We start from the raw sequence: 9,959 nt of genomic DNA, 5'->3' as shown, positions 1-9,959 counted from the left end.
AAAATCAATTAAATATATTTTTATCTTTTTATAAACGTTTTATACGTGTTTCTTTTTTAATAAGTTATTCATTTGCTAAATATTTAGATAATTTGTTTTCCTTTCCTAAAGATTTAATTTGAAACTATAATATAAGCACAACATCAGGGTTAAAGAGTTGTCAAGATAAACAATTTTAAATGATATACATCTGAATAAAATTATATATAAAGTCAATGCCTTCTTCAATATATAAAAATGAATCACTATAGGATTGTATCTCTTCTTGATTTAATGCTGATGAATATCTTTGTTTATTTTTACAAAAGTCCTTATATGTTGAAAATATGTTAGATTCTAATTTTTTTAATGAACTAATATATTTATTATAAATTTCTATTCCCTGAGTAGTTCCTATACTACTTACTATTTTCTGATTAAAATTGCATATATTATTTATACTGTTTTTTAATTTTTTTTCATATTTAAAATAAATTTTAAATGCACCATCGATTTTAACTCTTTTTTCTTCTTGCAAAACAAATAGTGTATACTCTAATTCTTGATTTATGTTATTTATTTTTTTATTTATAATATTATCTATAGTGTCCTTATTTATTTTTTCAAAATCCAATCTTAAATCACCTAAATTTTTAAATAAACCTATTACTAGTCCTATATCTATTTTTTTTAAACTAACATCTTCATTTGAGATATCTTCATATTTACTATTATATTTTTCATAAATATCATCCAATATATTAGATGATGTAGTTACTGGTTTTACTACTACTTCCTTCATTCTACTTTCTAATATATTATCAAATTTGATTTTTAAATCTTCATCTATATCTAAAGAACTAAAGATTGAATAAAGTTCTGATACTATCATATTTAAATCTTGAATATCCTTTGGTATTTCACTCACCTTACGTTTATAACGATAGTATTGTTTCATATTATTAAAACCTATAAAACTATCTATTCCACTTAAATAGACTCTAAAATTATTATATAAACTATGTAGTTTTGCCAAACTCATCGGAATTTCATGCGTTTCATCTATTAAATCCTTCCAAATTATATCAAAATCTTCATTGGATATATATATGTCACTAAATAAATCTAATATCTCGCAAGTCTTTTCCCATAAATTATTTTTTATATTCTCTTTTACAATTGGCTCTAATCTATTTTTAATTCTATCTTTTTCATCAGTATCTAACTTAAACTTTAATTCTATACTTGGCTTTTCATCACGATATTTTTTGTTCACTTTATTTAAATCTCTATTAGATATTCCATTTAACAAATCTATCTTAGATAAAAGTTGTAATAAATTAGATTTTCCACTTTCATTTTTCCCCACTATTACAGTTATATCATCTTCTACTTGCAAGTTGTTTGAATCTTCCCCAAATGATTTGTAATAATTTATCTTTACATTATTTAACTTCATCTATTTCCTCCCTTATTGAAGATGGTATTGTCAAAAATACTTACTGTATTTTTGACTAAGACATTAATTTTTATCTAAAACTATATAGGTTGTAATTTTCTTAGTTAATATAAATAAATATATTTTTTATATTAATTTTCTTTATATTTCCAAGCCCTATCACTAGATGTCATTGCCTCATAATGTTTGATATGACCCATTTTTTCAAAAATTAATTTGAATACTCTTTTATAATTTTCTAAATTTTCATAGCATAATACATAATCATCACTAATAAAATGAGACCCATCATTTATATACGATAATAAAGATTTACAGATTAACTTGTCTTCTCCTTCAAATTTATTTACACATTCTTGATAATCATATCCACATAATACATTAAAATAATGTTCTAATATTCTCCTCATTGCATTTAATCCTGTGGATATGTCTAGAACATTATTTTCATTTGATATATCTTCTATATTGTCTAAAGTTCTCCATAAAGTTTCATAAGTTGTTAGTATAGGATTGTTTTCAAATCTTTGTATATTAGATATATTATTTAGCTTTTGAATAATCCAATATGATTCTATGTTTGCAGAAGCATGTTTTCTTGAGCCTTTATATGTAACTTCTTTATAAAAATAAATATTATGAGTAAAGATAAAAACTTGCTTAATATCATTTTTATTATTAATACATTCATCTATAAGATCTTTTATCAATGTACTAATAATAAATAATGTATTACTATCTAAGCTAGAAATAGGGTCATCTATTACAAGTATTTTATCTTTTCTAATATCTGTAGGCTCATCACTACCGTTAACTAAATAATAAAAATATAAAAATGTTATAAATCTATATTCTCCTTCACTTAAAGTATCTTTTGCATTTGTTCCATCACTTCTCACAATTTTATAAGTACCTTTTTCTTCTCCTAAAGCTAATTTAAAACTATTAAATCCAAAATTTTTTAATATATTATTTATATCATTTACCACACTCTCTACATTTGCAATTTTTAAGCTTTCCTCACTTATATTTTTTTCTTTTTCCTTAATATTTTTTTGAAGTCCAAAAATTCTTTTTTCTAATCCATATATAGCTTTATCTTTATTTTCTATATCTTTAAAATATTTTTTTATATACTCTTTTAAATTATTTATCATCATAATCCATATATCATTTATAACTTTATCTTTTTCCTTTTTTAAATTATCAATTCTGTCATTATTTACTTTCAAATTTTTATTTATTTCATCTATAATTAATCTTATTCCATTTATTTTTTCATATAAAGATTCTATTTCTATTATTTTACTTGGCATATATATTTTTTCTTGTATTAATCTGATATTAGACTTATAAATTAATTTTATTTCTTCTATTTTATTTTTTAACTCATCAAGGTTATTGATTTTATAACTTTCATAATCTATACTATCCAATGATCTTATAAGTGAATCAAAACATCCTTGATATTCATTTTTAAATAAATTCAATTTTTCACAATCATTTTTATAGCTTTCATCAAAATATTCTTCAATATTTTCTAATATACTGTTATTCAAGCTTTGTTGACAAAAAGGACATTTATTATCACTATTTTCTATAAAACTTAAACCTTTCTTTACCCAGTCGCTATTAGATAACTTAGATATTAATTTTCCTATTTCTAAATCTTCTTTTCCTATAATTATTTTACCTAATAAACTACATTCTTCCACTTTTTTAATATCTTTGATATCTAAAATAGGTAAGTATTTATATTTTTTCAATTCACTACTATATAAATCTTTATATCTATTTAATACTTCATCTTCTTCAACTTCTTTCAACTCTAAATTCTTATAATTACCTAATAATCTTTCAAAAAAATTATTCTTACTATTAGCAACACCTGTAAAAGCCTCTTTGCATTTACTATAGTATTTTGTTTTTTGTCCCCAACAAAAGTCTATTGCATCACGTTTAATTTTATTTTTTTCTTCTTTTATTTTCTCTAAACTTTCTTTAGTCTTGTTAAAATTTTTAGATTCTTTTTCTTTTTCTTCTTTTAAATGTTCAATTTTTTCTTTTATATCAACTGATTCTTTTCCTAATGTAAAGATACCTTTAATCTCTTTTTTTTGCGAAAAATTTTCTTGTACAAAATCTTTATTATAAACCAACGTATCTATCTCTGAGGAATTTTCCCATAAAATATTACATTTCTCAAATCTCTCATTTTTAGAATCTTTTAGAACATTTGCTAAAGTAGATTTTCCACTACCATTATTTCCATAAAAATAATTAATCTTTGTTGGTTTTATAAGTGTTCCATTTTCTTTAGTATATGTTGCTACATTATCTAATTTAATTTCTTTTATCATAATATTTTCCTTTCTAATAAATTTAATAATTCTATTTAAAACATTATCCTATAAATAATTTATACTAAGCAGAAATTATTACGATTACTCTGCCAATGCTACTTGCTTGAATCCAACTTGACCATTCATGAGTAATGGTAGAAGAAAATCTCGAAGAGAAGTCAGTTCTTGATTCTGTTCTTTATTTTTTACAATTTTATTTATACAACTTACTATGTTTTGTTGTAATTCAAATCGTAATTCAGCATCTTTTGGTAAACATATTTTAAAATTATTTATATAGTTTTTATTTGCATGTGGAACTGTTGAACCAGTATTAACTTTTTTAAAAATTGGTTCAAGTTTTTTCATAATTAAAAATAAAAAGTTATTATCAACATAATTATTTTTTATTTCTAATTTACAAAATGTAGACCCTATTACGCCAATATTTCCAACATAAACATCACTACTTGCTGCACCATCCATAACCATTAAAACCTCTCCTGATGTTGTAACCATGGATTCTTTTGAGCAGTATTGTATTGTTTCTGAATTAACTGCTTCAATAGTTAAATATTCTATGAGTTCATCATCCCTTTTATCAAATAATTTATCAGGAGTTTTTCCTTTTATAAAATCAAATACTTCATTAAGTTTTTTACATTCCCATCCTTCAGGAATTTCTCTCTTTAATACTTCATTCCAAACCATTTTTCCACCACTTGATTTATATGGTTTACCTTCTTCATTTGGAAATTCAAATTGTAAAAACCAATAATCATAAATCGTTTTTGCCATTGACTCAAGTTGTACATTGATTTTGTTGTTGTTTTCAATTTTATTATCAATATTTTTAAGAAGTTTTGTAACTTTAATTTTGGTATCATCTTGATCTGGAATAATCATTTCCATATTTTCTACTATATCTTTATTTACAGAATCATAAGTTGTTCCATTACTTTGTTTTTTTAGATTTTCAATATTATATTTCAATGCATAGAATAAAAAATCATTATTTCCATCTTTAGCAGTTATAGATGATAATCCACGACCTATACATAAATCGGTTGGAGCAAAATTTAAATCTCCAACAGGTGCTCTTACACTCATTAAAATATCACCCTTTTTAGCCATTTTTGTAACCTTAGTAGTATATGTATCTATTTCAGGATAAAATTGACCAAAAGTTCTATTTCCTTGTAAAAATGGTGTTCCTTCATTCTCTGTGTAATATTTTGATTGAGGTGATTGACCTGCTACAAAATTTGCAATTTCTTTAAATTTAATTTTCATAACTCAATTCCTCCAATCTCTCTTTAATTTCATCTTCAAGAGATCTTCCTTCAGAGAAAAGTCTATCTAAATTAGATTTAAAAGAATTCATCTTCTCCTCAAATTCTTCTGGAGTTAATTCAACAAACTCAATTTTAACTTCAAAATATTGACCTGCTGACAATGAATAATTCTTATCCTTAATCTCATCATAAGTAACTTGTACACTAAAATCATCCACTACTTCTTGATTAATAAATGTATTTTCAATCTTTTCAATCTCTTCATAACTTAAAACTGTCTTTTGGTTTTTACCATCTTTAACTTTTTTACCTAGTTTTGAAGCATCTACAAGCATTACTTTTCCATCTTGATTGGATTTATCTATAAATAATACAGATACATTTGTTCCTGTATTGGCAAATATATTAGAAGGCATAGAAATAACACCTTTTAGCCAGTGATTGTCTATTATCTTTTGTCTGACTTTCTTTTCAATTCCGCTTTGTGCTGTTATAAATCCAGTCGGTACTACTATTGCTGCTTTTCCATCTTCTTTTAATGAGTAAAGAATATGTTGGATAAAGCATAAGTAAATTGCCATTGAATCTTTTTTCTTGTTTGGTATTTTAGGAATACCAGCAAAGAACCTATCTGTTTCTGACCATTTTTGTTCTATCAAATTTCTTGTGCTTGAAAAGTCCATCTTAAAAGGAGGATTTGAAGTTATATAGTCAAATTTTTTAATTCCTGAACTTGCATCATGTGGAATATTGTAATGTGCTGGTGTAACTAGTGTGTCCCCTTCTATAATATTGTCTAAGCTATGAGTTAAACCGTTTAACATCATATTAATTCTTAAAAATCTCGATGATTTACCAGAAATATCTTGTGTATATACTTGTGCTTTTTCTCCAAATGAACCTTGTCCTAATTCATTTGCAAGGTGAAGTACTAATGAACCTGAACCTGCTGATGGGTCGTATATTTCATATAATTTGTCTTCAACTGGTGTCATGTTTACAAGTATTTTTGAAATAATATTACTGATTGCCTGTGGTGTAAAGTACTCTGCATATACCCCACTTGCTACATTGTAGTCTTTTATAAGATACTCAAATATTGTGCTATAAAAATCAAAATTATTTTTAAATGCATTTCCAAAGTCAAATTTTTCTTGGCTTATAATACCGAATATATTTTTAGCAAAATTGTTTCTCTTTGAAGCTTCAACATTTTCTGTTATTCTTGTAAACAGTGGTTTTCTTTCTCCATCTGCTGTTTCTATACTAAATTCTTTATTTTCTTCATAATTTGATATCCTTTCAAGAGCATCATCAAATAATGAATAGAAATTATCCAGTGAAACTTGTTTTATTAAGCTTTCAATAGTATCTTCATATTTAAAAGCTACGTTTTGAGGATATGAATCATAAAAAGCACTTAATTCATCATTTTCATCTTTTAAAATTTCTTCTGGTGTGATATCTATTTCTTGTGCAAATTCTTTTAAATTAGCCATAAATTTGTCATTTAAAAATTTATATAGGAAAACAGAAGTGATTACTACTTCCTCACTTGCTTGGTTTGATAGGCCGTTAGTTTGACACAACCCTTTTAATTCATCTATGATTTGTTTTATTTTACTTTCTAATGTAAATATTTCTGTCATATACCTTCCCCCTTTTGTATATACACTTTATATTATTTAAATAATTGTAGATTACTATATAGTTCATTAAGTAATGCTTCATAAAATGGCTTTATTTTAGAATAAAGTTTTTCTTTCAATAGTAATTTTGTAACTTTAGATTTTACAGAATCCACAAAGTTTTTTCTCCCCTGAACTATTATAATTTCTTTATCCAAAACATCTTTTATCGCACCATAAATCAGTACTAATGCACGTTCCATTTCCTTATTATCAATTTTGTATGTTATTATAGCATCTTGATAAGTTTTTACAAAAGAATAATTTCCCCCATAAATCTTTGATAATCTTTCATTTTCATAATTTATATCTCTTGCTCTTTTTAATGCATCTAATAATTCATCTGTTATTTCATCTATATTTTCTAAATCTGATATAGATAAGTCATTAAATATCTTTTGTAATAATTCATCTAACTTTCTAATTTTTATATCATCTTTATTTTTATTGTTTTTTATTTCATTTTGTATTTCTCTTATAACCTCAAAGAATCGTTGGAGTTTAGGATTGTTTTCTGCCATTTCGCCCAAATTCATAATAATGATTTTAGTTTTTATAAATTCATACAGTATTTCTACTATTTCTTCGTTTGAAATTACATCCATCATATTAACAGTATTTGTAGATAAATTGATAAAGTTAATTCTTTCTTGAGTTGTTCTAAGTAATTTTTTAACCTTATCATAGTCTATTTGTTCTACATAATCCATAGCTCTTGATAATATAAATTCTGTATAACATTCTTTAACTCCATTTAACAATCTTCTAATCTTAAGTAATGTGTCTTTGTTAAGATTGGTAAGTTGTTTTGAGAATCTTTCCAAATTATCAGTAGATATAATATCTTCTAAATCATTAACGTATTTATTATATTTTTTATTTATATCTTCTTTATCGACTATTAGACCGTTTAATGAGCCTTCATTTTCCCCATTTTCATTTAAATCAGCTTCTAGTTCTTTTATATAAGCTTCTATTGTTCTATCGTATTCTTTTTCAATATCTACAAAATCAACGATATATCCATACTTATAAGTCTTTCCACAAGGCGATTTATAAGGTCTATTTACTCTTGATATAGTTTGAAGTAAAGATTGTGCATGTGGGCCACGAAGCAAATACATTTTCTTTAATCTCTTAACATCATAACCTGTTGTCAACATATAATTGACTATTAGAATATCTGGTATAAAGTTATCTCTAAAATCAAGTTGATTATTTTTATTTATCTTTGCTTGTTTTGGGTCATCTACATCAGTAATTACTAAACCAGTATTTAATTTTGAATTTTGTTTGAACCATTCATGTACTTTTCTTGCTTGGAGATTACTTCTACATACAATCATTCCACCAATAGATGGATCGTTATTTTGTAGTCTAAAATTATCAAAATCCTTTTCTATAAATTCACCTAGTGCATTTACATAAGCATCAGATTCATAAATATCTTTATCTTCTAATTGGTGTTCCTCTATATCCAGATTCTTTTTTATCTCTTTTCTGGCAACAGTATCTATATTTTCTTTTTTAATCCTCAATGTATATCCATCTGCAATAGATTTATCATAGAAATACTTATGAATATAATCTCCAAATTTCAAATTAGAACGTTCCTTTTTAGAAAGCAAAGGAGTTCCTGTTAAAGCAATATAAACTGCATCTGTATCACATATCATAAGATTTTTAAAGAATTCACCTGTTGAAGAATAACTTCTATGTGCCTCATCTATAAAGAATATTCTCTGTACATTTGTGTTATAGTCATTTTTAGCCTCTGGCATCTTACCCTCAAATTTATGTATATTTACAACACAGATTTCACCTATAGATTTATCATTAATATTTGTTGATAATGTCTTATTCAGTTCTTTTGTGAATGCTTTTTTATCTTCACAATTAACTACAGTTAGCCCCCTGTTCCTAAATTCGAGACTAGCTTGTGTAAGAAGATCCAATCTATCGACTACAAAGAAAAATCTAGCATTGACACCTTTCTCAGCATAATAATCTCTAATAATTCTATTAGAAAAGGCTGCAAGCCCTGTTTTTCCACTACCTTGAGTGTGCCAAATGATGCCACCCTTTCCACCTGATTCTAGACGTTCAATTATTTTTCTTGTAGCAAAAAATTGAGGATATCTCATTATATGTTTTTGTGGTACTTTTCCATCTACAAACATGATTCCATATCTCATAAAATACAAGAATCTTTCTTTATCAAATACTGAGGTTATAAAACTGTTGCAAGGTGTATCAACTTTTAAATTTTCTTTAAATTCTGGTGTATCTGTTTCTTTTGGATTATAACCACAATCTTTCATAACGTATTTAACCCTATCTTTGTTAATATTTTTGTATTTATAATTAGTTAAATATTTTATATCATCTTCCCTAAAGAATGAAAAACTCGTATTCTTTCCATTAGGTGTAGTATAAAAAGACCCTGCTTTTATATCTTCTATATCATCATTTTCTTCTTCATATTCCATATTGTTTGAAAATGATACAAACTGAATTAAGTTAAAAAACTTCTTGTAATCAGGATTTTTTAGTCTTTTTTTAATCATTCTATCGAACTCTTTTTGAATTCCCCCCTCATTATTGGGCTTTTTAACTTCCAAAAATGCAAGCGGCATCCCATTAATCAAAATATTGATATCAGGTCTAAAAGAACCTTCTTGACTACCCTCTTGCCCATTAAAAGGAAGTTCATCGACTACTGCAAAATCGTTATTTTCAATATTGTCAAAGTCTATTAACTTCACCTTCTCCGTCGGATTTATAAGCCAATAATAAAACTCTTTTCCCAAATCATTGTTTCTTATTATATTGTTAATGTCAGTCAAAATACTTTTTATCTCATCAAATGTAAACTCTCTGTTATTAATCTTTTCCAATGCTGGTTTGAATCGATTTATAAATATCTTCGTATTAAAATCTACATCGGCGTCTTTTAATGATTGATAATTATATCCCAATCTTAAAAACTGGATAGTAGCAGGTATTTTCACTCTTGTATCTTCATTAAAAATCATCCCCCAGAAAACCCCTTTCATTTATTTATGATTTTAATTATAGAATATATATTCATTTTACCATTATTTGGTTGAAATTTGTTTAAAATTGCCGTTTTATCTATAATTTATGTATGTTTTTAAACCAAATAACGCCATTTAATTATTAAAAAAGCAGGAAC

General features: G+C 25.3%; 5 protein-coding genes. All 5 read right to left on the bottom strand.

The genetic code is table 11. The annotated features are described in order from the left end of the window. Positions 1–175 precede the first annotated feature (175 nt). The gene (locus RDX53_RS03930; protein WP_307993740.1) at positions 176–1,438 is read right to left on the bottom strand and encodes an AAA family ATPase; all 1,263 of its coding nucleotides are present in this window, start codon (positions 1,436–1,438) and stop codon (positions 176–178) included. Between the two features lie 131 nt (positions 1,439–1,569). Then, positions 1,570–3,798, bottom strand: coding sequence for an AAA family ATPase (locus RDX53_RS03925; protein ID WP_307993739.1), 2,229 nt, complete (start codon positions 3,796–3,798; stop codon positions 1,570–1,572). A gap of 84 nt (positions 3,799–3,882) precedes the next feature. Continuing rightward, a complete protein-coding gene (locus tag RDX53_RS03920) occupies positions 3,883–5,073 on the bottom strand; it encodes a restriction endonuclease subunit S (protein WP_307993738.1) in 1,191 nt (396 codons plus the stop codon). After that, positions 5,063–6,724: an N-6 DNA methylase gene (locus RDX53_RS03915; RefSeq protein ID WP_307993737.1), complete on the bottom strand. Its 1,662-nt coding sequence runs from the start codon at positions 6,722–6,724 to the stop codon at positions 5,063–5,065. The genes RDX53_RS03920 and RDX53_RS03915 overlap by 11 nt, the downstream gene beginning before the upstream one ends. A gap of 32 nt (positions 6,725–6,756) precedes the next feature. Next, positions 6,757–9,798, bottom strand: a complete 3,042-nt coding sequence (locus RDX53_RS03910; RefSeq protein ID WP_307993736.1) for a DEAD/DEAH box helicase family protein — start codon at positions 9,796–9,798, stop codon at positions 6,757–6,759. Positions 9,799–9,959: the final 161 nt, after the last annotated feature.

The sequence above is a fragment of the uncultured Intestinibacter sp. genome (assembly GCF_902468165.1).
Classification (GTDB): Bacteria; Bacillota; Clostridia; order Peptostreptococcales; family Peptostreptococcaceae; genus Intestinibacter.
Note: the sequence above shows the minus strand (reverse complement) of the source record. Positions and strands in the feature narration are given on the sequence as shown.

Coding starts and splice junctions, on each gene's coding strand:
- RDX53_RS03915 (WP_307993737.1), bottom strand. CDS start 6,724: ATGACAGAAATATTTACATTAGAAAGTAAAATAAAACAAATCATAGAT.
- RDX53_RS03920 (WP_307993738.1), bottom strand. CDS start 5,073: ATGAAAATTAAATTTAAAGAAATTGCAAATTTTGTAGCAGGTCAATCA.
- RDX53_RS03910 (WP_307993736.1), bottom strand. CDS start 9,798: ATGATTTTTAATGAAGATACAAGAGTGAAAATACCTGCTACTATCCAG.
- RDX53_RS03925 (WP_307993739.1), bottom strand. CDS start 3,798: ATGATAAAAGAAATTAAATTAGATAATGTAGCAACATATACTAAAGAA.
- RDX53_RS03930 (WP_307993740.1), bottom strand. CDS start 1,438: ATGAAGTTAAATAATGTAAAGATAAATTATTACAAATCATTTGGGGAA.